The organism is Rhizobium brockwellii, from assembly GCF_000769405.2.
Classification (GTDB): Bacteria; Pseudomonadota; Alphaproteobacteria; order Rhizobiales; family Rhizobiaceae; genus Rhizobium; species Rhizobium brockwellii.
On the sequence record NZ_CP053439.1, the window covers coordinates 2,340,850 to 2,365,988 of the forward strand.

Consider the following 25,139-nt stretch of genomic DNA (forward strand, 5'->3'; position numbering starts at 1 on the left):
AAGACGCGTCGCTGTAAGTCAATGCTGTCTGGATTTTTCGACCAGGAAATCGATCAGGACCCGCACCGCAGGCGGCATGCCCTTGGCTGTCGTGAAGACGATGTAGAACTGGCTCTCCTCCGACTGCCATTCCGGCAGGACCCGCACCAGCTTGCCGGCTTGGAGATCGGCCTCGCAGGCACTTTCGAGCAGAAGCCCGAAGCCGAGACCGGCACGTGCTGCGTCGAGGATGGCAGTCATACTGCGGCAGGTGAGCCGCGGCTGATGCCGAATCACCTGCTTGGCGTCATTCGGACCGACCAGTTCCCAGGTGTGGAACGACACCCATGACGTCATTGCCAACGTCGGCAGGTCGGCAAGCTCGTCCACGCAATTCAAGCTACCGGTACGCTCGACGAGCGAGGGACTTGCGACCAGGATACGCCTGATACGGTCGAGCTTGCGCATCGTAAGACTCGTCTGCGTCTCCGGCTCGTTGGTCGCTCTCACTTCCAGGTCGATTCGCTCGTTGATGAGGTCGGCGCGCCGGTCGGAGCCGATGATCTGCAGCTTGATCTTCGGATAACGTTCCAGGAATTCGGGCAGGATCCCCCCGACCGATATGTCGACGAGACCGAGCGGGCAGCCCATCCGCACCACACCTTGCGGGTCGGACTGAGCCTCGCTGACGATAGATTTGGCGCGATCGGCCTCCTGCAGAATGGTTTGGCATCTTTCGTAGAAAGCCTGGCCGATCTCAGTCACCCGGAAGTGGCGGGTCGAGCGTTCTATGAGCCTTGCGCCAAGCCCTTCCTCAAGCCGGCTGACCCGCCTGCTGAGTTTCGAACGTGGTATTTTGAGATCGCGACTTGCGGAAGCGAAACCGCCGCTGGAGACGACAGCGGCGAAATAATAGTAGTCGTTGAGATCGTCCATAAGAACAAGCTATCCGAGAGTAGGAATGAATGCCGGCCCCCAGCAAGGGTTGTATCCTCTCTCCCAGAAAGCTGTGATCACATTGTCGGCATTGAATTTTCTTTTCGCGACCTGTTGCGGCAAAGCCAGCCGACGCAGCATAGGAAGACGGACCCACAGCCGTCCGCACGATAATTCTATCGATGGATCCAGCTCGTTTGAAAGATTGAAACGGAGTGCCTCAAGAAACGAGGCTGGCAGATACCGACGTGCGATACGCAACGTACCTGTTGGGCTCACCTGAAAAGGCAATCCTGAAAGACGGCTTTGAAGACGGCGCTTCAAAAACGCTGCAAGGACGGTCCGGCAGGGAAGACCGGACCCGTCCCCGTAGCTGATCGGAGGTCACTCGGATCAGAAACTGATTTAAGCGCTCCCGGTCCGAAGACCGGGAGCATATCCACCAAGTGGATTAGAACGAACGCTGCAGACGGAAGTAGCCCGTCGTGGAGTCGTCACCATCATCCGGATCGAGGTACTGAACCGAAGCCTTGGCGTAGAAGTTGTCGACGATCTGGTAATCAACCGTCAGACCGACCTTCCAGGCATCGCCGAGACCGTCGAAGTCATCCGGAACGGCCTTGTCGCCGCCGAAGTAGTTGCCGTAGTACTGAACGGCCGGGGTGATCTTCAGCTTGTCAGTTGCCTTGATTGCGTATTCGGCAGCAACAGCCCATTCAGCCGTCGAGTAGTAGGAGTTCGGGCCGGAAGAGTATACGCCGGCGAGGCCGAGCGTACCGGGACCGATGTCAACCGTGCCCATTGCACGAACAGCACCGTCTTCGTTGTCGACGTCATAGCCACCGGTGATCTGGTAGCTGAACGCACCGGCAGTGCCGCCAACGCCGAAGGCAACGCCAACGTTGTTGGCTTCTTCGTCGGCCTTGTAGACGCCGTCTTCGAGTTCGTCGACGCTGAGGCCAGCGTAGAAGGTGCCGCTTTCATACTGATAACGGATGGAGTTGTGCAGCGTTACAACCGAGCCGATGTCGTCGGTTTCGCCGGAGAGACCATCGTCCCACCAGCTGTAGAACAGACCGGCGCGGAAGCCCGCGACGTCGAGGTAAGCGGAGTCGAGAATGGCGTCCTGATCGGTGGCATTGTCAGCATTGAACTGCATGACGATGACGCCGGTCAGCGGACCATACTCGGTGTCGCTCTTGGCCGTGAACTGAACCTGACCGCGGGTGACGGCATCCCAGTCCGAATCGCCGCCGACATCTTCGCCAACGTTGACCTGGAAACGGATGTAGCCTTCGATCTTGAGGCAGGTTTCGGTGCCCGGGATGTAGAAGTAGCCGGTGCCGTAAGCGTCGCAGACGCGAACATATTCAACCGGTTCCGGCTCAGCAGCAACAATAGCGTCAGCTGCAAGAACCGGCGTCGATGCAGCAAATGCTGCTGCTGATGCAAGCAAAACCATTCTGATGTTCATTTACCAATCCATTCCTTTGTCGATCGGGGCTGGCTTCAGATCGGGTAGTCGATTTGAAGCCGGCCCAGTTTGAACAGCCATCTCGGCGTGCGGATCGATCGAACCGCCAAACCGTCATCACATACAAGGCGCTATCAAGCAATTCTCGATACACGCCAGGTGGGCTCCTTCGAGCAACTTTCCCCGGTGACGTGATTTTTATACAACAACTTCAAATAATTAGGCGAAAAACACGACAAAAGGCTCCGCGACGGAAATCCTCCGTCGCAAGCCGCAAAAACGCTACACCCCATCTGTCAAATTCTCCACCGCTCGACCCCCGTCGAACACACTGGTGAAGCGCATAAACTCTACCGCCGGCTAACAAGCACAAACAAGGCAGCGGTTTAGAACATGGTGTTCTGAATTCGATACCAATGAGACGAAATTATGACATATCGCCCCGTGGTTTCATCAACCATAACCCCGGAATCCTTACCAGGCTATTCACTTTTCCAGGAATTTGGGGCGATTTGAGCGTTTTTTCGCTATTTTTGAGGCTTTTTTTTGCAATCGCCGACCGCACTGGCCAAAACTTGGTTTTGCGGAACCGGCATTCCCGCTTGCGGCCAGAGCACACCTAATAGATATATCCCCGGCCAGACTCACGCGTGGAGTCTTCGGATTTGGCATTATCGCGTGCGGTCATGACCGCACGCTTGAGCTCAATCCTCGTTGGATTTGGCATTGTCGAGAATCATGTAGTCGAGCGGCAGCTGCGTCGAATACTTGATCTGCTCCATCGCAAAGGCGGAGGAAACGTCGCGAATCTCTATCTTGGCGATCATCCGCTTATAAAAAGCGTCATAGGCGGCAATATCGGGCACGACGACTCGCAGGAGATAATCGACATCGCCGCTCATCCGGTAGAATTCGACCACTTCGGGGAATTCGGCGACCACCTCGGAAAAACGGCGCAGCCATTCAATCGAATGGGTGGCAGTGCGAATCGACACGAAGACGGTGACCTTGGTGTTGACCTTCTCCGGATCAAGGATGGCGACTCGGCGCTTGATGACGCCGTCTTCTTCCATCTTCTGGATGCGCCGCCAGCATGGCGTGGTCGAAAGCCCCACTTTCTTGGCGAGATCAGCAACGGCAAGCGTCGAATCTTCTTGCAGAAGACGCAGTATTTTTCGGTCGAGGCGGTCCATGCGCACAACAGTCCTTTCGAATTATTTTCTTTGTATAACTCGATTCCGCGCAACTAAAAGAATTTTGTTTCAGGAAAGCAGCATTTTCGTCCGTTCCTGCAAGACCGGGAGCAATTCTCTCTCGAACCAGGAATTGTGCTTCAGCCAGCCACTGTTGCGCCAACTCGGATGCGGCAGCGGTAGCACCGCCGGCGATCGGTTGGACAGAAGACACTCACGCCATGCCCGCACCGTCTCGGTCATATTGTCCCGCCTTTCACCGGCCATATGCCAAGCCTGCGCATATTGGCCGATGACCAGCACCAGTTCGATCTGCGGCATCGCCGAGATCACCCTTTGTCGCCAGAACGGCGCGCATTCGCGCCGCGGCGGCAGATCCGCACCCTTGCCGTCGTAGCCAGGAAAGCAGAAGCCCATCGGCACGATGGCGAATCGGTCGCGGTCGTAGAAGCTTGCCCTGTCAACGCCAAGCCATGACCGCAGCCGGTCGCCCGAGGCATCGTCGAACGGCAGCCCGCTCTCATGCACCCGAAGCCCGGGCGCCTGCCCGGCGATCAGGATGCGTGCAATCGACGAGATCACGGCCACCGGCCGCGGCTCGTGCGGCAGCCGCTGTTCGAGGCCTCTTGCCGGTGCGTCTCGACAGATGCGACAGGAGGCGATCTCCCGCCGCAGCGTCTCCAGCATGGCTTCGTCGGTCATGACTTTACTCCCATCCGACGATCTGCCCGATAAAGCGCAGGGCGCCGTCGAAACCGGAACTCTGGCGCGCATGGTCGCGCACATCGCGCGGCCGCTCGAAAGTCCCGGCCCAGAGCCCCGCCTTTTGAGCCTTCGCCTCGGCCTCCTCCTTGTCATAACCGCCATAGGAGATGGCCATGCCTCGGCGCACCATGGCGGCATTGATGTCGCCGCCCGCCGCGCTCCGGCAGATGACGAGCAGCCTGTCGTAGCGGTCGCGCCGGCTGCCCTGACAAAGCGTTCCGGATGCCAGCACCATGCCCTGCAGCGCCTCTCGCGCCGCACGCCCGCAGGCCCAGGCCTTCCCCGCCCGCTCGCAGCTCTGGTTGAGCTCCGGTGCATCGATGCCTTCGAGGCGCAACCGTTCGTCTCCCAATGCCAGACTGTCACCGTCGGCAGCATGAAATGCGCCAGCATGCTCGATTTTTGCTGCATCGTTGAACTTGGTGGCGATCAGCGCCACGAGCGCCAGCAGGGCAAAAGCGGTCACGCCGTCGCGAATCAGGCGCAGGCCCCGTGTCACGCTTTCGCCTCCTTAAAAAACAAATCCTTGGCAAAGATGGCAAACATCTTCTTAAGAATTGCCGGTTAAGCTCTTATCCACCCTGGGATGAAGTTTCAACGTGCACATGAGTACCGGCGTAAGCACATCGACCGACAAGATCATCGTCGACAGGTCGCGCAGCCACCGCAACAAGGCCGTTTCCAAGGCCGTGCGGCAGACGCGCGAACGTCTTCAGTCCGGTCATGCGTCAAATTCCTCCTTCGATCGTGACGTGCTCAACATGTATGTGGCATCGGTGCTGCAGAGCGCGACGATCATGCCGCTCTTCGTCGTCATCATCACCGCGCTTGGCGTCTATTTCACCCAGAATACGCAATTGCTCTTCTGGGCGCTGCTGACGCTCACCTGTCATACCGGCAATATCCTGTTGGCGCGGCGCGCGCGCCGCCAGGAAATCACCTCCGAGAACGCCCGCAAATGGCGCCGCCTGCTGCTCTCCGGCCAGTTCCTGCTCGGCTGCTGCTGGGCCGTCTTCGCGCTGCAGGGCTGCGACACCTGCGAGCCGTCGAGCTTCATTCTCTATAAGGGTGCGACGCTGCTGATCGCGCTCTCCGTCACGGCCATGTCGAACTTCATGTTGACGCCTGCCGTGCTCGCCGCCTTCTCGCCGGCGGTCCTGGCGCTCGCCGCCAAGAGCGGCCTGTCACGGGACCTCCTCGAAATCAGCCTGACGGGGGCCTTCACCACCACCCTTGTCTTCTTCAATTATATCAGCGACCGGCTCTTCAAGTCGAACCTCAGGATCCTCTCCTACCAGTCGGAGAAAGACGACTTGATCGCCGAGCTTGAGGTGGCGAAATCGATGTCGGACGAGGCTCGCCGCCGCGCCGAAGAGGCAAACCTCGCCAAATCCCGCTTCCTTGCCTCCATGTCGCATGAACTCAGAACCCCGCTCAACGCCATCCTCGGCTTTTCCGAGGTGATGTCGGCCGAAGTCATGGGGCCGCTCGCCAATCCGACCTACAAGGAATATGCCGGCGACATCCACCGCTCCGGCCAGCATCTGCTCGATCTCATCAACGAAATCCTCGATCTGTCGCGCATCGAGGCCGGCAAATACGAGCTGAGCGAGGAGGCGATTTCGCTGCTCGATATCACCGAAGATTGCATCGGCATGGTCCAGCTGCGCGCCCGTGCCAAGAACATTGCCATTTCGGACCAGTTCGAGCGGCAGCTGCCGGCCATCTGGGCCGACGAGAAGTCGATGCGCCAGGTCGTGCTCAATCTTCTCTCCAATGCCGTCAAGTTCACGCCGCAGGGCGGCGAGATCCACGTCAAGGTCGGCTGGACAGCTGGCGGCGGACAGTACATCTCGATCAAGGACAACGGCCCCGGCATTCCGGAAGAAGAGATTCCCGTCGTCCTGTCGGCCTTTGGCCAGGGTTCGATCGCCATCAAGAGCGCCGAACAGGGTACCGGCCTCGGCCTGCCGATCGTCCAGGCGATCCTTGCCAAACATGACGGGCAGTTCTTGCTGAAATCGAAGCTGCGCGAGGGCACCGAGGTTATCGCCATCCTGCCCGCCAAGCGCGTGCTCCAAAGCCTGCCGGCCGTCGAGGAGGCTCAGGCCGTCGCGCGCAAACGCAAGAGTTTTGCCTGATTTAGCTAAAAAACAGGTGCTTGCCGAAGATGAAGCCGAGATAGAGGCAGCAGGCGGCAATCATGCAGGTTACCGCGAAGGAGCCGAGATCCTTGGCATGTTTGCCGACGATCGAAATCTCCGGCGAAATCCGGTCGATCACCTCTTCAACGGCGGTATTCATCGCCTCCATCGAAAACAGCCCGAGAAATAGAAGCACCGCGACGACGATCTCGCCCGCAGTAGCTCCCACCAGCGCCAGCGCCGCGATCGAAACGACGAAGAAACCGAGTTCCTGGCGGAAGGCCGCCTCTTTCAGCACCCGCAGAAAGCCCGCCCAAGAATAGCTGGCGGCGGCGATGAAATGCCGAAGTCCGGTCTCTTTCGTCACCGCAGGCTTCGTCAAGATGCCCTCTCCTCTTCCCGTTGCATCACAGACCGGGAGAGGCTTTGCCGTCTCCCCTTCGATGAGCGAATACGCAAATACCGAATCCACTTGGGCCGTGCAAGCGAACGCGTGCGGATCGACGGCGCCGACCGCGGCCTTAATGCTTATTCGACACACCGGCTTGGGCGAAGGTCGCCATGCCGGAATGACAGGCGGCAGCCGCCTTGACGATGCCGGCGGCAAGTGCGGCACCGGTGCCTTCGCCGAGTCGCATGCCGAGCGCCAGAAGCGGCGTCTTGCCGAGCATCTCGATTGCGCGAAGATGCCCGGGCTCGCCGGAGACATGGCCGATCAGGCAATGATCAAGCGCGGACGGATTGGCGGCCTTCAGGATAGCTGCCGCGGCGGTCGCGACATAACCGTCGATCAGCACCGGGATGCGCTCCATGCGGGCGGCAAGAATGGCGCCGGCCATCGCCGCGATCTCACGGCCGCCAAGCCGGCGCATGATCTCCAGCGGATCGTCGAGGTGGTCACCATGCAGCGCCACCGCCTTTTCCACCGCCGCGATCTTGCGCTCCAGCATCTCGCCTTCCGAACCGGTGCCGGGTCCGACCCAGTCGCGCGCCGAGCCGCCGTAGAGCGCATAGTTGATCGCCGCCGCAATCGTCGTATTGCCGATGCCCATCTCGCCGATGCAGAGCAGGTCGGTGCCGCCGGCGATCGCCTCCATGCCGAAGGCCATAGTCGCGGCGCAATCGCGCTCGGAAAGTGCTGCCTCCTCGGTGATGTCGCCGGTGGGATAATCGAGCGCCAGATCGAAGACTTTCAGTCCGAGATCATAGGCGACACAGATCTGATTGATCGCAGCACCGCCGGCTGCGAAGTTCTCGACCATCTGTTGCGTCACCGTTGGCGGAAAAGGTGTGATGCCTTGCTTGGTGACCCCGTGATTGCCGGCGAAGATCGCCACCAGCGGCCGGTTGACGGCAGGTGTTCGGCCCGTCCAGGCGGCAAGCCAGAAAGCAATTTCCTCAAGCCGTCCGAGCGCGCCCGGCGGCTTGGTCAGTTGCGCGTCACGTTCGCGCGCGGCCACCAGCGCGCGGGCATCCGGCCCCGGCAAGTCACGAAGCAGGGTACGGAAATCGTCGAACGGCAGGCCTGAAACGCTCATCTGTGCGGTTTTCCTATAAATCCGGGTATTCTTGTTTTTTCCACGCAAATCAGCTTCTTTGCGGATGGCAACTCTCTTAAAGCGGGAGGACGAAGCGAACAACTCCAAAAGCGCCGCCGCGACCATAAGCCGAGACCTCCAGCAGAACGAATCAGAATGAAGATCAAGGACTATGCGGTCGATACCGCCCGCGCCGTCGCCTTCCTCAGCCGCATTCCCATGCGGCAATCGCTGTTCAAGGGCTATGACGGCAGGCTCGGCCCGCTGGTGCGCGCCTTTCCCTTTGCCGGCATCGTCATCGGCTTCGTGCCCGCACTCGCCATCCTCCTGCTTTTGGGGCTGCGTGCGGACCCGCTGATGGCAGCCCTGATCGCGCTTTCTATCCAGGTCCTCGTTACCGGCGCGCTGCACGAGGACGGTTTGGCCGATACGGCCGACGGCATCGGCGGCGGCAAGAGCCGCGAACAGAGCCTCCTCATCATGAAGGACAGCCGGATCGGCACCTATGGCGCGATAGCGCTGATCCTCTCCTTCGCGATCCGCGCAGCCGCACTTGCCGCCATCGCCCGCCATTCCGCGCCGCTCGCTGCTGCCCTCGCCATTCCCGCCGTCGCGGCCCTCAGTCGCGGCGCCATCGCCTGGCACTGGCAGCGGTTGGCACCGGCAAAGGCCGATGGCGTGGCCGCTTCGACCGGCCAGCCGGACGAGGCGGCAATGCAATTTGCGCTCGCCTCAGCCGGCCTCGTCGCAGCGCTTCTGATCTGGCCAGCCTTCGGCCTGCGGCCGCTGGTCTCAAGCCTGCTCGCCACCAGCATCGCAGGGTTTGCCTTCACCGCATTCATCCGCCGCAAGCTCGCCGGCCACACCGGCGACACGCTGGGCGCAACGCAGCAAATTTGCGAGATCGCCACCCTATGCGCCCTTGCCACGGCTCTTTGAAACTCCGATATATCCTCCATGCAAACACCTTGCGTTCACGTCTGCTCCCTGGTTTCAGCCACCGGATTTTGCGCCGGATGCGGCCGGACTCTTCAGGAAATCGGCAGCTGGATGAGCTACTCCGACACCGAGCGAAGACGGATCATGGCGCTGCTGCCGGCAAGGCTTGCAGGCGCCGCCGCAGTGTCGAACCATATGAAAACAAGTCTCGCCAGCGGGCCGGAGCGGCCTTTATGATCCGTTTGACCGTCTTCCTCGTCGTGATCGGCATCGGCCTTGCCGTGCTGATCGTCAACAATGACAGCGGCCGCATCCTCGGCCTGCAAAGCGATGACTTCGGCCGCGTCGTCTATCTGCTGCCGATCGCGCTGATGCTGTCGGCCGGCATCTGGGCGAGCCGGCGCAGCGTCGGTGAAACGATGCGCCAGATGATGATCTGGCTGGTCATCATCCTGGCGCTCGTGACCGTCTATCTCTATCGCCAGGAAGCGCTCGGCGTCGGCAACAGGCTGCTCGCCGGCCTCGTTCCCGGCCGCGCCGTCGTCGTCACCACAAGCGAGGGCGGCCAGGAGATCATCCTGCACAAGCTGCTGAACGGCCATTTCCAAGCCGATGTCGCAGTCAACGGCCAGACGATCGAGATGCTCGTCGATACCGGCGCCAGCATGGTGGCGCTGTCGCGCGAAGATGCCGAACGGATCGGCATCGATCTCTCCCGCCTCACCTATTCCATGACGGTCATGACCGCCAACGGCCGCGGCCGCGCAGCACCTGTCACGCTCGACCAGGTGGCGATCGGCCCGATTATCCGCAACAATGTCGCAGCCAGCGTCTCCGAGGATGGCCGGCTCGACCAGAGCCTGCTCGGCATGAGCTTCCTGGAAACGCTGAGCTCGCTGCAGATGCATACCGACGAACTCCGCATGCGCGATTAATTGCGGCTCCGCCGCTTTACGGCGACCACCGGATCTGGCAGCTTGAGCCCAAGAACAACAAGACCACAAAGAGCAAAAAGAAACTCCTGCCGCATAATTCCTTAAATCGGAATCGATTTAAGGAATTATGCAACAATTCAAAGTGCTACAGCGTCCTTTGCGCGTCTGAAAAGACGCGCGGCGCTGTAGTCTGGTGGCACCGCATGTTCGACCGGCCTTCGCCCGAGGCGAGGCCTTGACCCATGGGTGCGACAGGAGCTTCGCGATGAATTCAGTCTGGCCGATCGTCATCGGCGGCGTTTTGCCCGCCCTGTTCTGGGGCATCACCGCCATCTTCCAGAAGCAGAGCGCCACATCAGCCACCGGCTCCGCTGTCTACCTGATCGCCTTCGGCGCCGCCTGTGCGTTGGCTGGCCTGATCGCCGCCCTGATCTGGCGCCCTGCCCCCTGGACCGCCGAAGGTATCGGTTTTGCTGCCACCGCAGGCGCCTGCTTTGCCGTCGGCACCGGCCTCATCAGCTTTGCGCTTTTCACTTACGGTGTCCCCGTCTCGAAACTCGCGCCGATCTGGAGCTGCAACGTACTGGTGACGCTGGCGATCGGCGCCGTCTTTCTCGGCGAAGCCTCCGAACTCGACATAGTAAAGCTCGTCGCCGGCACCCTCCTCATCATCTCGGGCGCCCTTCTCGTCAGCAGCGCCTGACAGGAACTAGCGCAATACGCAGCAACAGCAGTGCACCGCCACATGCTCTTGCGTTGCAGCGCCTTCTGCTTTGTTGATATCCTGAGTCGAGGCGCCTCCGCGCCATACCGGAGCTCGATATGAACCCACGACAGTTGAAGACATTCCTCGCGGTGATCCGGCACGAAAATCTCACGCGCGCGGCGGCCGAGGTCAATCTCGCTCAGTCGAGCCTCAGCGACCAGATACAGGCGTTGGAGGAGGAAGTCGGCGCAGAGCTCTTCCTCCGCTCCCGGCAGGGCGTCGTCCCGACACCGGCAGGCTCGGTTCTCAAGGCCTATGCCGAAGAGATACTGGCACTGAACGACGAGGCGAAGGCCGCCGTCAGTGCTGCAGCCGGCAGCGCCGGACAGTCCATCACCTTGGGTACGCTCGAAACCATCGCCGCCGAAAGGCTGGCGCCCTGGCTGTCACTCTTTCGCAAGAAGAGCCCAGACGTCGGCCTCAAACTCAAGGTCGGCGGCAGCGGCGAATTGCTTGCGCAATTGCAGCAGGGCTCGATCGACGTCGCCTTCACCTTCGATCGCGGGCAGCAGGATGAGCGCTTCCTGACGCGCCGCATCTGCAGCGAACCGCTGGTGCTGATTGCCGGCGGCGATTCACAAGCCCGACCACCAGTGAGCCTCGCGGCACTGAGCACCGCCCCCTTCGTCGCCACCGAAACCGGCTGCGTCTACCGTCACCTGTTCGACACTGCCTTTGCCGAAGCACAGATTGCAACACCATCAATCGTCACCGAAGCCGACAGCATCGCGACGATCATCCGGCTTGTCGCATCCGGCACCGGTTATAGCCTCGTGCCGCGCCTTGCACTCGGCCCGGCCGCAACACGGGGCGACGTCGTCGAACTGCCGTGGCCGGGCAATCGACCTGCCGCTTCACTGGTGATGATGTGGCGGCGCAGGCGCGTGCAGCCGCCGGCGCTTACCCTCCTGCTGCAATCGGCAAGCGAAGAACTCTCGCCGCTCAGACCAGCCGATGCCCGCCTTCGACATGCAGGATAGTGCCTGTCGTGAAGCCATTGCCGATCAGGAAGCGGATCGCATCGGCAATATCATCGGGCCGTCCAACGCGTCCGGCCGGCAGGCGCTCTGCCATCGCATCAAGCGTTGCCTGCTTGGCCTCGCCGGCGACGAAGCTCCAGATCGGCGTGTCCACCCATCCGGGCGACACCGCGTTGATCCGGATCGGCGCCAGCTCGATCGCCAGCGCCCTGACCAGGCCTTCGAGCGCCGCATTGACGGCTGCGACCACCGATCCACGCGCCGCAGGCCGGTACGCCGCGATACCTGACGTATAGGTGATCGATCCTGAGGGCGGCAAATGGGCGGCACCATATTTCGCCAGCAGCAGCGGCCCGTAGATCTTGCTTTCGACCACCCTTTGCGCCGCCGTAAGCTCGATCTTAGGCAGCAGCTGATAGGCGCCTTCGATATCGGCCGCCGTACTGACGATGTGATCGACCGGCCCGCTATTGCCGAACAGCGCCGCGACCTCTTCCTCGCGCGATATATCGACGGCAACCGTCGCCAATCCAGGATGCTCGCCGAGATCGCGGCGAGCCGCCATAAGCTTATCTTCGCTGCGTCCTGCGATCGTCACCACCGCCCCTTCCCCGAGCAACCGCGCCGCCAGCGCTAGCCCCATTCCGGAACTGCCGCCAACAATAATGATCCTCGCGCCTTCGATCCTGATATCCGTCATCTGCCGTCTCCTTCTTGGCTGACGCAGCAGATGCCTCAGGCCGGAGCGGTAGAAAAACGGAAGAAACCGATGACGTCATCGGGTTTTCCGATGGCGCGTGTTCGGGTGAATAGTTAGTTGCGCAGCCGGTAACCGGTCTTGAAGATCCAGGCGAGTGTTCCCAGGCAGATCACCAGAAATATCGTGATCATCGCCAGGCTGATCGCCGGATTGACATCGGCGATCCCGTAAAAACTCCAGCGGAAGCCGCTGACGAGATAGAGCACTGGGTTGAGGTGGCTGACCGCCCGCCAGAAGGGCGGCAGCATGCTGACCGAATAGAAGCTGCCACCGAGGAAGGTCAGCGGCGGCACGACCAGCATGGGAATGAGGTTCAGCTGTTCGAAATTGCCGGCCCAGATGCCGATCATGAAGCCGAACAGGCTGAAGGTGATCGCCGTCAGCAGGAAGAACAGGATCATCATGAAGGGATGCTCGATCCTGACGTCGACGAAGAGATTGGCGGTCAGGAGAATGATGAAGCCGATGAGCATCCCCTTGGTCGCCGCCGCCCCGACATAACCGAGCAGTATCTCCGTCATCGCCACCGGCGCGGAAAGCACCTCGTAGATCGTGCCGGTGAATTTCGGGAAATAAATGCCGAAGGAGCCGTTGCTGATGCACTGGCCCAACAACGTCAGCATGATCAGGCCGGGCGTGATGAAAGCGCCGTAGGACACGCCCTCCACCTCCTGAATGCGTGAACCGACCGCGGCACCGAAGACGATGAAATAGAGCGAGGTCGAGATCACGGGCGAGATGACGCTCTGCAGCAGCGTGCGGCGCGTGCGCGCCATCTCGAAGAAATAGATCGATTTGACGGCCTCGATGTTCATTTTTCCGCTCCCACCAGCGCCACAAAGATGTCCTCGAGCGAGCTTTGCCGCGTCGAGAGATCCTTGAAATGGATATTGTTCTCACCGAGCCGGGTCAGCAGGGCCGCGATGCTTTCCTGTTCGTTGCCAGCGTCGAAATCATAAGTCAGCCGGTTGCCGTCTGCTTCCAGCGTCAGCCCGTTGCCGGCAAAACAATCCGGCAGGCGGCTGAGCGGTTCGGTGAGATCGAGGATGAGTTGCTTGCGGCCGAGCTTGGCCATCAGCGCCGCCTTGTCCTCGACGAGCAGCAACTTGCCGCCATTGATGACGCCGACGCGGTCGGCGATTTCCTCGGCCTCTTCGATATAATGGGTGGTCAGGATGATGGTGACGCCAGAGGCCCTAAGCTCTTCGACGACATGCCACATGTCCTTGCGCAGCGTCACGTCGACGCCGGCGGTCGGCTCGTCGAGGAAAAGGATATCCGGCTCATGCGAGAGCGCCTTGGCGATCAGCACCCGTCGCTTCATGCCGCCGGAGAGCTGGCGCAGCATATTGTCCTTCTTGTCCCACAGCGAGAGCGCGCGCAGCACCTTCTCGATATGGGCAGGATTGGCTTTCTTGCCGTGTAGCCCGCGCGAAAAGCTCACCGTATTGAACACCGTCTCGAACTGATCTGTGGTGAGCTCCTGCGGCACCAGCCCGATCATCCCGCGGGTGGCGCGGAAATCCTTCACGACGTCGTGGCCCGCGACCAACACCCGGCCGCCGCTCGGATTGGCGATGCCACAGATGATCGAGATCAGCGTCGTCTTGCCCGCGCCGTTCGGCCCGAGCAACGCCAGGATCTCGCCTTTTTCGACGTCGAGATTGATGCCCTTCAGGGCCTCGAACCCATTGGCATAGGTCTTGGTGAGGTTCTGAACGGAAATGATGGGGGCCATGCGGGACTCTTGCGGATTCTCGGAAGTTACTTGGGCCGCTATATAGTCCCTTTGTAACGCTTTAACATCCTTTAGAGCCATGAACACTGCATTCACGCTGCCGACACAGTTGGCCCGCTGACCTGCTGACGCGGGCGAAGTAGCCGGCATCGGGTTTTCGCAAAAGAAAGGCAGTGTCGGCTTCGGATGTCATCATCCGGTGATATTCATGCCCGATAAGGGAGCCGAGGCCAGCACCGGCATCCGCCCCGCCGCCCACCCCTTTGCGGAGCCGTCTCCGGGTGTTCTCGTTGCGCCCATTTTTCGCTGCCTCGGCATGTAGTCAAAGTTATTGTTCAGTCACGAAGTGCTTGGAACCGGTCAGTATCCCCTGTCCAGCCGGGTTCCGTCTTAGCCGGCCCTGCGCCGGCTTTCTTTTTATGTGCCTCTTCTCCGCTCCTCGCTCTTTCCATGATCCGCCGCGGATGAAAGCGACCAAGGGTGTCCCCCTCACAGCTCGTCGTAATTGAACCAGTCGAAATCCGCGGCCTTCGCCCGGCCCGACGTATCGAAGGCGAATACACCAGCGAAGGCGCCGGTGAAGGAGCCGTGTTCGCCGCGTCCGCCTTCGTCGGAAACCACGCCGGCGTCGAGCACCGGACCGATCGGCTGCCAGGCGCCCTTGCCTTCGGTCTGCCAGAAGAATTGCAGGTCATTCTCGCGGATTTCCATGGCGAGCTGGACGCGGCCTTCGGCGGCGATCGCAACCCCGCTGTCGGCGGGAAAGCTCAGCCGGCCGTTCGGGTAGTCGCCGTTGCAGGAGAGGATCGTCACGCAGCGGCCGAGTGTTTCGTGCAGTGTCACCGCGACGGCGTGGAATTTGTGGCGGTTGTAGTAATGCGTCAGCCCAGCCACCTGCTGATATGTGTCGGGCGAGAACTCGATCACGGTTTCGGCGCGGAAACTGTGGTGTTCCTGACGGCGGGCGACCAGCGACTGTTCAAACCACGAACCGATGCTCTCACGCGCAATCAGGCGCAAATGGCCGGCACGATCCGTCAGGTTGAAGATGCGCTCAGGCTCGGGCGTGCGCAACCACTGGAAATCAGCTGGCAATATGCCGCCATCGAAGTTGTATTCGCTACGCATCGGCTTTTCCCCGGGGACCGCGCCAAAGAGGCCCGGCACATCGACATCGGGCACTGAGGTGCCGTTTTCAAGATAGAGCCAGTCATCGTCGCGCCAGACGCATTTCTGTAAGGATGTCTCGCGCCCCAGCGTGCAGCGCCGTTTCGGCGGTAGCGGCCGGCCGCAGAGATGGGTGTGATAGGCCTCGCCCTCCGGCGTCTCGACATATTGACCGTGCCCTGCCCGCTGCAGCAGCACGCCCGGGTGATCCTTGGAGGTGATGAGATGCATGTTCGGATGCATTTCATAGGGTCCGTCGATCTTTCGCGACCGCGCCATGGTGACGGCATGGTCGTAGCCAGTACCGCCCTCGGCGGTGGTCAGATAATACCAGCCATTGCGCTTGAAGAGATGCGGGCCTTCGACGAGGCCGAGCGGACTGCCGGCGAAAATGTTCTTTATCGGCCCCTTCAGCGCCTTTGCCGCCGGATCCCATTCCTGCAGCAGGATGCCGTCGAAGGCCGGCGATTTCGGCGAGCCGCCATAGCTTTCGGTGCGGTGGTTCCACTGCATGTTGACGAACCACTTGCGGCCGTCATCGTCATGGAAGAGCGAGGGATCGAAGCCGGAGGAATTCACATAGACCGGCTCGGACCAATCGGCCTCGATCGTAGGTGCCGTGACGATGTAGTTCGGCGCATCCTTGAAATTGCCATCGTAGCGCTTGACGTCGGTATAGACCAGCCAGAACTGCCCGTCGGCATAGGACAGGCACGGCGCCCAGATGCCGCAGCTATCCGGATTGCCGCGCATGTCGAGCTGCGATCTGCGCTCCAGCGGCCGGCGCACCAGCGTCCAGTTCACCAGGTCGCGCGAATGGTGGATCTGCACGCCGGGATACCATTCGAAGGTCGAGGTGGCGATGTAATAATCCGCGCCGACGCGGCAGATCGACGGGTCGGGGTTGAACCCCGGCAGAATGGGATTGCGGATCATGACAGGGTCTCCTCCGACCGGCGGTGGTTTTTTGCTGTACGTACATCAGATCATAGCAGAAAAAGACCCGGAAGACTTGCCTCCGGGCCTGATGTGACTATTCGCGTTCGGCGGACTTTGCCCAGAGGTTGATGTCGGCCTCGCGGGCATAGACGTCGATCTCGGCAAGCTCCTCGACACTGAATTCGAGATTGTCGAGCGCCTTGACGCAATCGACGATCTGCGACGAGCGGCTGGCGCCGATCAGCGCCGACGTCACACGGCCACCGCGCAGTACCCAGGCGATCGCCATCTGCGCCAACGTCTGGCCGCGCCTTTCGGCGATCTCGTTGAGCTTGCGGATATTGTCGATGATTGAAGGGCGGATGTAGTCGCGCTTGAGAAAGTGGTTCTGCGCCGCTCGGCTGTCTTCGGGAATGCCGCCGAGATATTTCGTCGTCAGCATGCCCTGGGCGAGTGGCGAGAAGACGATCGAGCCCATGCCGACCTCATCCAGCGTATCGAGCAGCCTGTCGTCCTCGACCCAGCGGTTGAGCATCGAATAGCTCGGCTGGTGGATCAGGCACGGCGTGCCGAGATCCTTCAGGATCTTTGCAGCTTCGCGCGAGCGCTGCGAATTATAGGAGGAAATGCCGACATAGAGTGCCCGGCCGGAACGGACGATATGGTCGAGCGCGCCGCAGGTCTCTTCCAATGGCGTTTCCGGGTCGAAGCGGTGCGAATAGAAGATGTCGACATAATCGAGGCCCATGCGCTTCAGGCTTTGGTCGCAGGAGGCGATCAGATACTTGCGGCTGCCCCATTCACCGTAAGGGCCGGGCCACATGTCGTAGCCGGCCTTGGAGGAAATGATCAGCTCGTCGCGAAGCCCGACGAATTCGGTGCGCATGATTTCACCGAAGGCGGTCTCGGCACTGCCGGCAGGCGGGCCGTAATTGTTGGCGAGGTCGAAATGGGTGATGCCGAGGTCGAAGGCCGTGCGGCACATATCGATTTTGCGGTCATGCGGCGTGTCGCCGCCGAAATTGTGCCAAAGGCCGAGCGAGACGGCCGGCAGCTTCAGGCCGGAACGGCCCGTGCGGTTATATTTCATTTTCGAATAACGGTCTGCGGCCGGTTGCCAGCTCATGAGACTCTCCTTGATAAAAATATCTGTCTAGTCGTCATGCTCGGCCCTGTGCCGAGCATCTGCCATCTTGTTTGCAGATCCTCGGCACAAGGCCGAGGATGACGGTTCTGGCGGGATGCCTCGGGATCCAGTGAGATCCCGTTGCATCTTCTTATCACTTCAAAAGCGCCTGCGCTTCTTCGATGCCCAGAGCAGCCGGTTGCGTGCAGGTTGTGGTCAGGTCGATGAAACGACCCTCTTCGCCCGACTTCAGGATCGAGGTCATGACGTCGACGCCGTGCAGCGTGCGGTCGAGCGAGCAGCGCGCATCGCGGCCCTCGATCAGCGACATCGCCATGTCGGCAAGCCCGGCGGTGCGGTAATTGGCGCGCGACCCGTTCGGACTTTCCTGGTTGATCTTGCCGAATGGATGCTCCCAGGCATCGAGCGGCTTGATGTCCTTGTCGCGGCCGCTGGCCTCGACGACGCCGCCGAAGAAGTTCGGGTCCGGCACGTAGAGCGAGCCGTCGGTGCCGTAGAGCTCCATATTGGCATGGCGGTGCGACCACACATCCCAGCTCGCCGTCAGCGTCACCGTGGCACCGTTGACGAATTCGAGCAGCGCCTGGATCGTCGTCGGCGTCTTGACCGGGATGATCTCGCCATTGCGCGGCTCGCTGGTGATCGTGCGGGTGGGCGACGCCATCGAGGTCATGCCGCCGACGCGCTTCACCGGACCGATCAGGTTGATCAGGTTGGCGATGTAATAGGGGCCGAGATCGAGGATCGGGCCGCCGCCCGGCAGGAAGAAGAAATCCGGGTTCGGATGCCACATCTCCATGCCCGGGCTCATCACGTAGCAGGCGCCCGAGGTTATCCGGCCGATGCCGCCGTCGTCGATGAACTTGCGGGCGAGCTGATGGGCGCCGCCGAGGAAAGTGTCGGGCGCGCAGCCGACGGCAAGGTTCTTCTGCTTGGCGATGCGGCGAAGCTCCTCGCCCTCTTCAAGCGAAAGCACCAGCGGCTTTTCGGAATAGACGTGTTTTCCGGCCTCGAGGATCGCCTTCGATACCCGGAAATGCGCATCCGGTATCGTCAGGTTGACGACGACGTCGATCTCGTCATTGACGAGAAGCTCGTCGATCGTCTGCGCTTTGACGCCATATTCCTTGGCGCGCGCCTCGGCCGCCTGCGCGTTGATATCGGCGCAGGCCAGCACCTTTAGCCCCTTGAAGAGCGGTGCCAGTGAGAAGTAAGTGGTGGAGATGTTGCCGCATCCGATGATGCCGACGCCAAGTTCCCTGGTCATGGTGAAGCCTCAGTAGGTCTGGAAGGATGCGATCGAACGGCTGATATTGCGGTCGATGTCATTCGGGTTGTCGTGTTCGACGACGTAGTGCTTGGCCTTGGTGGCGCGCAACGCCGTCATCAGCCTGGCCCACTCGACCTTGCCATGACCGACATCGGCCCAGCCGCTCTCATCCGTCGCCTCGCCGGCCGGTGCGATGTCCTTGACATGCACAGCGGTGATGCGCGGTCCGAGCTTCTCGATCCAGGCGAAGGGATCGCCGCCGCCGCGGATCACCCAGGCGATATCGGCTTCCCAGGAAATGTCGGGCGCGCCTTCAAAGATGTGCTCGATCGGCCGCGAGCCATCCTGCAGCTTGAAGAATTCGAAATCATGATTGTGCCAGCCGAATTCGTAGCCGGCAGCCTTGTAGGGCTTGCTGATTTCCTGCAGGCGCTTGCCGAAGGCGACCCAGCCGGCAGCGTCGGACGGGCGTTCCTCGGCCGCCAGATGCGGCGCATAGATGGAATCCATGCCGAGGATCTTGGCAATGTTCAGCGACTTCTCGACCTCCTTCTCGAGGAAATCGGGGCTGAAATGGCCGCTCGCCATGACCAGGCCATTCTTGTCGAGCTCAGCGCGAAGGCTCTTCAGCCCGGCATCGTCGAGATCGGCATAGATACCGCCGAAGCCTTCGACTTCGGCATAGCCCGCTTTGCCGAGCTTTTCGAAAATCACAGAATAAGGCTGGAAGTTGCGGGCGCTATAGAGCTGGTAGCTGAGTTTCGTCATCATGTTCTCCTTGGGCCTCGTGCCCATTCTTGCAAGATCAATCCGCCGACTGGCAGGAATACAGTTCGTAGAACCGGAACTCCGGAAGCGCGCCACGATCAAGCGGCCGTGCCGGGGTAAAGGTGATGCGGCGGCTCTCGCCGGCCGCGAGATCGAAGGCATTGTCGGAATATTTGCCGTCCGTCTCGGTCTCGATCATCACGAAGAGCGCAAGTCCCCTAGCGGTGACGTTGATGTCGACGGAGCCATTCTCCTCGACATATTCGTGGATGACAGCAAGCCCCGCGGGCTCCAGCTCCAGCGCCTTATAGGTGCCGTTGACGTAATGCCCCTCGCCGCCCGTGCCGTTCGACGCGGTGAAGTGCCAGGCAAGCAGCGTTCCCTCGGGAATATCGGAGACGTCGATGCTCGTCGCAGTGACGGCCGCATCCGGCGAACACACGGCCTGCACGTCCTTCAGGTGCCGGCGTTCGCCCTTTACCGTCAGGATCGAGACTGCAAGATCAACGCGGACATCGGCAAGCGTGTCGTTGACCAGCGAGAAGCGGATCGTCTTTCCGTCATCGGAAGGAATGGCAGCGACCGCGACCGGCTGGAAGAAGCGCTTGACGAGGTAGTGCATCGCCTTCCAGCGGCCGCCATAATCGAGGCTCGACCAGGATGCGACCGGCCAGGTGTCGTTGAGCTGCCAGTAGATCGTGCCCATGCAATGGGGTTTGAGCGACCGCCAGTATTCCACCGCTGTCTTGATCGCCAGCCCCTGCTGGATCTGGGAGAGATAGACGAAGTTCGGAAAATCCTTGGGGAAGCGGAAATAACGGAACATCGTGCCGGCGATGCGCTCGTTGCCGCCGGCATTCTTCTGGTGCAGCTCCATGACGGGGGAAGCGACGTTCATGTCCTTGTCCTCGGCATAGGTCCTGATCACAGGCAGGGAGGTATAGGACTGGAAGCCGAATTCCGAGCAGAAGCGTGGACGCACCGAGCGGTAATTGTCGAACGACTTGTTCTCGTGCCAGACCGACCAGTAATGCATGTCGCCGGATCCGTCAGCATGCCAGGCATCGCCGAAGTCGAGATAGCCGGACGCCGGGCTCGACGGCCACCAGAGCGCGCCGGGCAGCGCCTTTTTCACCGCCTGCTCGATGGTGCGGTTGAGGCGATCATAGGAGACAAGATAGCGGTCGCGATCCTTTCTCGATTCCTCGAACCAGGTGAGCGCTCCGACCAGCTCATTGTCGCCGCACCAGAGCACGATCGAGGCATGCGAGGAGAGCCGGCGTACCTGGTAATCGACCTCGATCGTCACATTGTCGAGAAAGTCCTCGGTCGAGGGGTAGAGGTTGCAGGCGAACATGAAATCCTGCCAGACCATGAGGCCCAGCCGGTCGCAGAGATCGTAGAAATAATCCTGCTCATAGAAGCCGCCGCCCCAGACGCGGATCATGTTCATGTTGGCGGCTTTGGCCGATAGCAGCAGATCCTCGGTCTTCTCAGGCGAAGACAGCGAAAACAGCGCGTCGGCCGGGATCCAGTTGGCGCCGCGGCAGAAGATCTCGCGGCCATTGACCTTGAAAGTGAAGCGGCTGCCTGACGCATCCGGCGTGGTGATCAGCTCGATAGTGCGAAGACCGATCTGCTTGGTCACCTCATCCGTCGGCAATTCGACGGATAGGCTGTAGAGCGCCTGCTCACCGCTGCCGGAGGGCCACCAGAGGCGTGGATTGTCGATATGGAAGAGGTGGTTGACATGCGTCTCGCCATTGACGTCGACATCCAGGCGCACGCGCTCGCCGTCGAGCTCGAAATAGACCTGGGCAATGTCTGGCCCCTTGGAAAACAGCGTCGCCGTCACTTTGAGATCGACCGAGCCGTCATTATTGTGGGTCTGGCGGGTGACCACATGTTCGATGCGCGCGGTTTCGAGCTTCTTCAGCGCGATCGTCCCGTAAAGGCCGAGCGGGGCAATGGCGATGTTCCAGTCCCAGCCGAAATGGCATTGTGGCTTGCGCAGCATGTTGCCGTCGGGGATTGGCGAATTACCGGTGCTGTAGGGAATGTAGAACGGCTGCTGCTTCTGTCGCGCAGCGCCGACGGCGATGTTGGAGGCAAAGACGATGCGGATGCTGTTGTCGCCTGATTTCAGCATGCTGGAGACATCGGGCCGGTAGCGGCGGAAGCTGTTGTCGGCTTCGAGCGCCAGGAAGCCGTTGACGTGGATGCTGGCGACCGTGTCGAGATAGTCGATATCGAGATACCAGTCGCCCTCGACCTCCTGAAGCGTGAAGCTGCGCTCGACCGCCCATTCGCGCTCGGCGACCCACTGCACCTTTTCCTCATTGCGGCCGAAATAGGGATCGGGGATCAATCCTGCCCGGTGAAGGGCCGTGTGCACGTCGCCCGGCAGCATGATCGCGGTGCCGATCTCGCCGTCGACGGAGGCGAGCTGCCACGAACCGGAAAGGTCGATGTTGGGAGTAGTTGATCGATGCGTCACGATATCGTTTCCGATTTATGATTTTGAAAGAGACGGCGTTTGGTCGTCGTCCGGTAGCTGTCGTTCGTCAGGGCTCCTACCGCCCGCCTCACTCTCCGTCATCCTCGGGCTTGACCCGAGGATCCACACCGCATCCACCAGCAGCAACCGGCATGGATCCTCGGCACAAGGCCGAGGATGACGGAGAGTGGGGTAGGCCCTCTCGCCGAATTCGCCGCCGCCCGCAGAACCTTCTAAAGACGCAGCTCGCTTTCGGCATCGAAGACCGAGGCGACCGTCATGTCGAAGCTGAGCTTCACCTTGGCTCCGACGTTGAAGCGGCGTGCGCCGTTGACACGTACCGACATCGTGTGACCGGCATGTTTCAGCCACAGCAGATTGTCCGCGCCCATCGGCTCCTCGATATCGACGGTGGCGTCATGTTCTTCGCCGCCGGTATTCTCGTTGACCTTGATGTGTTCTGGACGAACGCCGAGCACCACCTTGCGGCCGGGCTGCAGCGTTTCGCTAGCGTCGTAGGCAGCGAGCGAGAAAATGACGCCGTTGGCCGAAAAGGCAATGCCGTCGCCTGATTTGACCAGCTCGCCGTGCAGGAAATTCATCGACGGCGAGCCGATGAAGCCGGCGACGAACAGATTGCGCGGCCTGTTGTAGATCGTCGTCGGATCGTCGAGCTGCTGGATGATGCCGCTCTTCATGATGGCGATCCGGTCGGCAAGCGTCAGCGCCTCGATCTGATCATGGGTGACGTAGATCATCGTGTTCTTCAGCGACTGGTGCAGCCGCTTGATCTCGACACGCAGCTCCGAGCGGAGTTTGGCGTCGAGGTTGGATAGCGGCTCATCGAACAGGAAGACGTCGACGTCGCGCACCAGTGCCCGGCCGATCGCCACGCGCTGGCGTTGGCCACCGGAGAGCTCGGCCGGCTTGCGCTTCAGGAGCGGCTGAATCTGCAGGATTTCGGAGGCACGCGCCACCCGCTTGTCGATCTCTGCCTGCGGCACCTTAGCGACGCGAAGACCGAAGGACAGGTTCTTCTCGACGGTCATCTGCGGATAGAGCGCATAGGACTGGAACACCATGCCGATGCCGCGGTCCTTCGGCTCTTCCCAGGTAACATTCTTGCCCTTGATGAAGATCTGCCCTTCCGAGGCATCGAGCAGGCCGGCGATGCAATTTAGCAAGGTCGACTTGCCGCAACCGGACGAGCCGAGCAGCACGAGGAATTCGCCGTCATTGATGTCGAGGTTGAGATCCTTCAGCACGCTCACCGCGCCGAAGTTCAGCGACAGATCCTTGATGGAGACGCTTGCATTCATATTCATGAGATCAACCCTTCACTGCGCCGGCGGCGATGCCACGGACGAACAGCCGTCCCGACACGAAGTAGACGATGAGCGGCACGAGACCGGTGAGGATCGTTGCCGCCATGTTGACGTTGTATTCCTTCACGCCCTGGACGGAATTGACGATGTTGTTGAGCTGCACGGTCATCGGATAGGTATCCGGCCGGGTGAAGACCACGCCGAACAGGAAGTCGTTCCAGATGCCGGTCACCTGCAGGATCATCGCGACGACGAAGATCGGCAGCGACATCGGCAGCATGATCCGCAGGAAGATCTGCCAGAAGCCCGCACCGTCGACACGCGCCGCCTTGAACAGTTCCTCCGGCAGCGACACGAAATAGTTGCGGAAGAGCAGCGTCAGGATCGGCATGCCGAAGATCGAATGCACGGCGACGAGGCCGGTCAGCGTGCCGTAGATGCCGATTTCGCGCAGGATGATGACGATCGGATAGATCATCACCTGATAGGGAATAAATGCGCCGACGATGAGGATCGAGAAGAAAAGCTCGGATCCTCTGAAGCGCCAGTTTGCCAGCGCATAACCGTTCACCGAGGCAATCGCGATCGAGATGATGACCGACGGCACCGTGATGCGCACCGAATTCCAGAAGCCGCGCGACAGGCCATCGCAGTTGAGGCCGGTGCAGGCCTGCGCCCAGGCTTTCACCCAGGGTTCGAAGGTGATCTCCATCGGCGGAGAAAAGATGTTGCCGAGACGGATTTCCGGCATGCCCTTCAGCGACGTCACGACCATCACATAGAGCGGCAGCAGATAGTAGAGCGCTGCGATCGTCAGTGTGCCATAGAGCATGATGTTGCGCGCCGACACCGCCGGGCGCGGCCGGGGGCCGCTGGGGCCTTCGCCGAGTTTCGGCGCGACGGCGTCGATGCCAGCAGCCGTGGTGTTGAGAGTTCCTACATCAGCCACGCTTGCGCCCTCCGCCGAATTCCAGATAGGCCCACGGAACGATAATGATCGCGACTGTGACGAGCATCATGGTCGAGGCAGCAAAGCCCTGCCCCAGGTTTTGCGCCTGGAACATGTAATCGTAGACATATTTCGCCGGCACTTCCGAGGAAATGCCCGGTCCGCCCGATGTCTGCGCGACCACGAGGTCGTAGACCTTGACGATGCCGGAGGCGATGATGACGATCGTCGTAATGAAGACCGGCCGCATCATCGGGATGACGATGAAGAGATAGGTCCTCCACATCGGAATGCCGTCCACACGCGCCGCTTTCCAGATGTCCTCATCGATCCCACGCAGGCCGGCAAGCATCAGGCACATGACGAGACCCGTTCCCTGCCACAGCGCCGCGATCAGAATGCCGTAGATGACGATTTCAGGCGTATAGAGCGGATTGAAGGTGAAACTCGTCCACCCGATCGAGCGCACCACCGCCTGAATGCCGAAATCAGGATTCAGAATCCATTGCCAGACGAGGCCCGTCACGATGAAGGACAGCGCGAAGGGATAGAGAAAGATCGTGCGGAAGGTGTTTTCGAAGCGGATCTTCTGGTCCATCAGCGCGGCGAGCATGAAACCGATGACCAGGCTGAAGATCAGCGAGAGGATGCCGTAGATAGCCAGATTCTCGATCGCCGTCACCCAGCGGGGTGCCGCCCAGAGGCGCTGGTACTGATCGAATCCGACAAAACTCAACCGCGGAAGGAGCTTGGAATTGGTGAAAGAATAAAAGACCGTCCAAAACGTGCCGCCGACAAAGATCACCATCGCTGTCAGGATCATCGGGATGGACGCAATCTTCGCATTCAGATTGCGCAGTAACTTGTTTGGCCGGCCTGCTCGCGCTTGACCCGTCATGAATACTTCTCCTCAAATCGCAACTGCGACCA

At 60.7% G+C, this 25,139-nt stretch carries 24 protein-coding genes; 6 read left to right on the forward strand and 18 right to left on the reverse strand.

What is annotated here, in order from left to right:
- Nucleotides 1-18 precede the first annotated feature (18 nt).
- The 5 genes from RLCC275e_RS11715 to RLCC275e_RS11735 form a co-directional block, all read right to left on the reverse strand.
- Nucleotides 19-915: a LysR substrate-binding domain-containing protein gene (locus tag RLCC275e_RS11715; protein ID WP_033182275.1), complete on the reverse strand. Its 897-nt coding sequence runs from the start codon at nt 913-915 to the stop codon at nt 19-21.
- A 451-nt stretch (nt 916-1,366) separates the two neighbouring features.
- Nucleotides 1,367-2,389 (reverse strand): porin, encoded by a 1,023-nt coding sequence (locus tag RLCC275e_RS11720; protein WP_033182274.1) that lies wholly within the window; start codon nt 2,387-2,389, stop codon nt 1,367-1,369.
- A gap of 704 nt (nt 2,390-3,093) precedes the next feature.
- Nucleotides 3,094-3,582 carry an Lrp/AsnC family transcriptional regulator gene (locus RLCC275e_RS11725; RefSeq protein ID WP_003540387.1) on the reverse strand — a complete coding sequence of 163 codons (489 nt, stop codon included), beginning with the start codon at nt 3,580-3,582 and terminating at the stop codon, nt 3,094-3,096.
- A gap of 69 nt (nt 3,583-3,651) precedes the next feature.
- Nucleotides 3,652-4,284: a uracil-DNA glycosylase family protein gene (locus RLCC275e_RS11730; protein WP_033182273.1), complete on the reverse strand. Its 633-nt coding sequence runs from the start codon at nt 4,282-4,284 to the stop codon at nt 3,652-3,654.
- Between the two features lie 4 nt (nt 4,285-4,288).
- Nucleotides 4,289-4,846: a thermonuclease family protein gene (locus tag RLCC275e_RS11735; RefSeq protein ID WP_033182272.1), complete on the reverse strand. Its 558-nt coding sequence runs from the start codon at nt 4,844-4,846 to the stop codon at nt 4,289-4,291.
- Between the two features lie 106 nt (nt 4,847-4,952).
- Here RLCC275e_RS11735 and RLCC275e_RS11740 point away from each other — a divergent pair, with 106 nt between their 5' ends.
- Nucleotides 4,953-6,488: a sensor histidine kinase gene (locus RLCC275e_RS11740; protein WP_033182271.1), complete on the forward strand. Its 1,536-nt coding sequence runs from the start codon at nt 4,953-4,955 to the stop codon at nt 6,486-6,488.
- Between the two features lies 1 nt (nt 6,489).
- On the opposite strand, the gene RLCC275e_RS11745 is transcribed toward RLCC275e_RS11740, so the two are convergent.
- Nucleotides 6,490-6,873, reverse strand: coding sequence for a diacylglycerol kinase (locus RLCC275e_RS11745; RefSeq protein ID WP_033182270.1), 384 nt, complete (start codon nt 6,871-6,873; stop codon nt 6,490-6,492).
- 139 nt (nt 6,874-7,012) lie between these two features.
- Entirely contained in the window at nt 7,013-8,029 is a 1,017-nt protein-coding gene (gene cobT, locus RLCC275e_RS11750; RefSeq protein ID WP_011652311.1) for a nicotinate-nucleotide--dimethylbenzimidazole phosphoribosyltransferase, read from the reverse strand.
- A 156-nt stretch (nt 8,030-8,185) separates the two neighbouring features.
- Between cobT and RLCC275e_RS11755 the strand changes: the two genes are divergently transcribed.
- The 5 genes from RLCC275e_RS11755 (at nt 8,186) to RLCC275e_RS11775 (ending at nt 11,649) form a co-directional block, all read left to right on the forward strand.
- Nucleotides 8,186-8,968, forward strand: a complete 783-nt coding sequence (locus tag RLCC275e_RS11755; RefSeq protein ID WP_033182269.1) for an adenosylcobinamide-GDP ribazoletransferase — start codon at nt 8,186-8,188, stop codon at nt 8,966-8,968.
- An 18-nt stretch (nt 8,969-8,986) separates the two neighbouring features.
- A complete protein-coding gene (locus RLCC275e_RS11760; protein WP_027684388.1) occupies nt 8,987-9,205 on the forward strand; it encodes a DUF1289 domain-containing protein in 219 nt (72 codons plus the stop codon).
- Nucleotides 9,202-9,903, forward strand: coding sequence for a TIGR02281 family clan AA aspartic protease (locus RLCC275e_RS11765; RefSeq protein ID WP_033182268.1), 702 nt, complete (start codon nt 9,202-9,204; stop codon nt 9,901-9,903). The genes RLCC275e_RS11760 and RLCC275e_RS11765 overlap by 4 nt, the downstream gene beginning before the upstream one ends.
- 265 nt (nt 9,904-10,168) lie before the next feature.
- The gene (locus RLCC275e_RS11770; RefSeq protein ID WP_033182267.1) at nt 10,169-10,606 is read left to right on the forward strand and encodes an EamA family transporter; all 438 of its coding nucleotides are present in this window, start codon (nt 10,169-10,171) and stop codon (nt 10,604-10,606) included.
- A gap of 119 nt (nt 10,607-10,725) precedes the next feature.
- A complete protein-coding gene (locus tag RLCC275e_RS11775) occupies nt 10,726-11,649 on the forward strand; it encodes a LysR family transcriptional regulator (RefSeq protein ID WP_033182266.1) in 924 nt (307 codons plus the stop codon).
- On the opposite strand, the gene RLCC275e_RS11780 is transcribed toward RLCC275e_RS11775, so the two are convergent.
- The 11 genes from RLCC275e_RS11780 to RLCC275e_RS11830 all read right to left on the reverse strand — a co-directional run bounded on the left by RLCC275e_RS11780 (nt 11,612) and on the right by RLCC275e_RS11830 (nt 25,107).
- On the reverse strand, nt 11,612-12,349 hold the full coding sequence (locus RLCC275e_RS11780) for an SDR family oxidoreductase (RefSeq protein ID WP_033182265.1): 738 nt from the start codon (nt 12,347-12,349) through the stop codon (nt 11,612-11,614). The genes RLCC275e_RS11775 and RLCC275e_RS11780 overlap by 38 nt on opposite strands.
- A 113-nt stretch (nt 12,350-12,462) precedes the next feature.
- Nucleotides 12,463-13,224, reverse strand: a complete 762-nt coding sequence (locus tag RLCC275e_RS11785; RefSeq protein ID WP_003560083.1) for an ABC transporter permease — start codon at nt 13,222-13,224, stop codon at nt 12,463-12,465.
- Entirely contained in the window at nt 13,221-14,147 is a 927-nt protein-coding gene (locus RLCC275e_RS11790) for an ABC transporter ATP-binding protein (RefSeq protein WP_003560084.1), read from the reverse strand. The genes RLCC275e_RS11785 and RLCC275e_RS11790 overlap by 4 nt, the downstream gene beginning before the upstream one ends.
- A 489-nt stretch (nt 14,148-14,636) precedes the next feature.
- Nucleotides 14,637-16,250 carry a glycoside hydrolase family 43 protein gene (locus RLCC275e_RS11795; RefSeq protein ID WP_033182264.1) on the reverse strand — a complete coding sequence of 538 codons (1,614 nt, stop codon included), beginning with the start codon at nt 16,248-16,250 and terminating at the stop codon, nt 14,637-14,639.
- A gap of 97 nt (nt 16,251-16,347) precedes the next feature.
- A complete protein-coding gene (mgrA, locus tag RLCC275e_RS11800) occupies nt 16,348-17,379 on the reverse strand; it encodes an L-glyceraldehyde 3-phosphate reductase (RefSeq protein ID WP_003560088.1) in 1,032 nt (343 codons plus the stop codon).
- Nucleotides 17,380-17,533: 154 nt separating this feature from the next.
- Complete coding sequence (locus RLCC275e_RS11805; protein WP_033182263.1) at nt 17,534-18,667, reverse strand: Gfo/Idh/MocA family protein; 1,134 nt, start codon at nt 18,665-18,667, stop codon at nt 17,534-17,536.
- Between the two features lie 9 nt (nt 18,668-18,676).
- Entirely contained in the window at nt 18,677-19,438 is a 762-nt protein-coding gene (locus tag RLCC275e_RS11810; protein WP_033182262.1) for a sugar phosphate isomerase/epimerase family protein, read from the reverse strand.
- A 37-nt stretch (nt 19,439-19,475) separates the two neighbouring features.
- On the reverse strand, nt 19,476-21,935 hold the full coding sequence (locus RLCC275e_RS11815) for a beta-mannosidase (protein WP_033182261.1): 2,460 nt from the start codon (nt 21,933-21,935) through the stop codon (nt 19,476-19,478).
- 233 nt (nt 21,936-22,168) lie between these two features.
- Nucleotides 22,169-23,260: an ABC transporter ATP-binding protein gene (locus RLCC275e_RS11820; RefSeq protein ID WP_018074626.1), complete on the reverse strand. Its 1,092-nt coding sequence runs from the start codon at nt 23,258-23,260 to the stop codon at nt 22,169-22,171.
- 4 nt (nt 23,261-23,264) lie between these two features.
- Nucleotides 23,265-24,209, reverse strand: coding sequence for a carbohydrate ABC transporter permease (locus RLCC275e_RS11825; protein WP_028741155.1), 945 nt, complete (start codon nt 24,207-24,209; stop codon nt 23,265-23,267).
- Nucleotides 24,202-25,107, reverse strand: coding sequence for a carbohydrate ABC transporter permease (locus RLCC275e_RS11830; protein ID WP_033182260.1), 906 nt, complete (start codon nt 25,105-25,107; stop codon nt 24,202-24,204). Before RLCC275e_RS11830 ends, RLCC275e_RS11825 begins: the two co-directional genes overlap by 8 nt.
- Between the last annotated feature and the right edge of the window lie 32 nt (nt 25,108-25,139).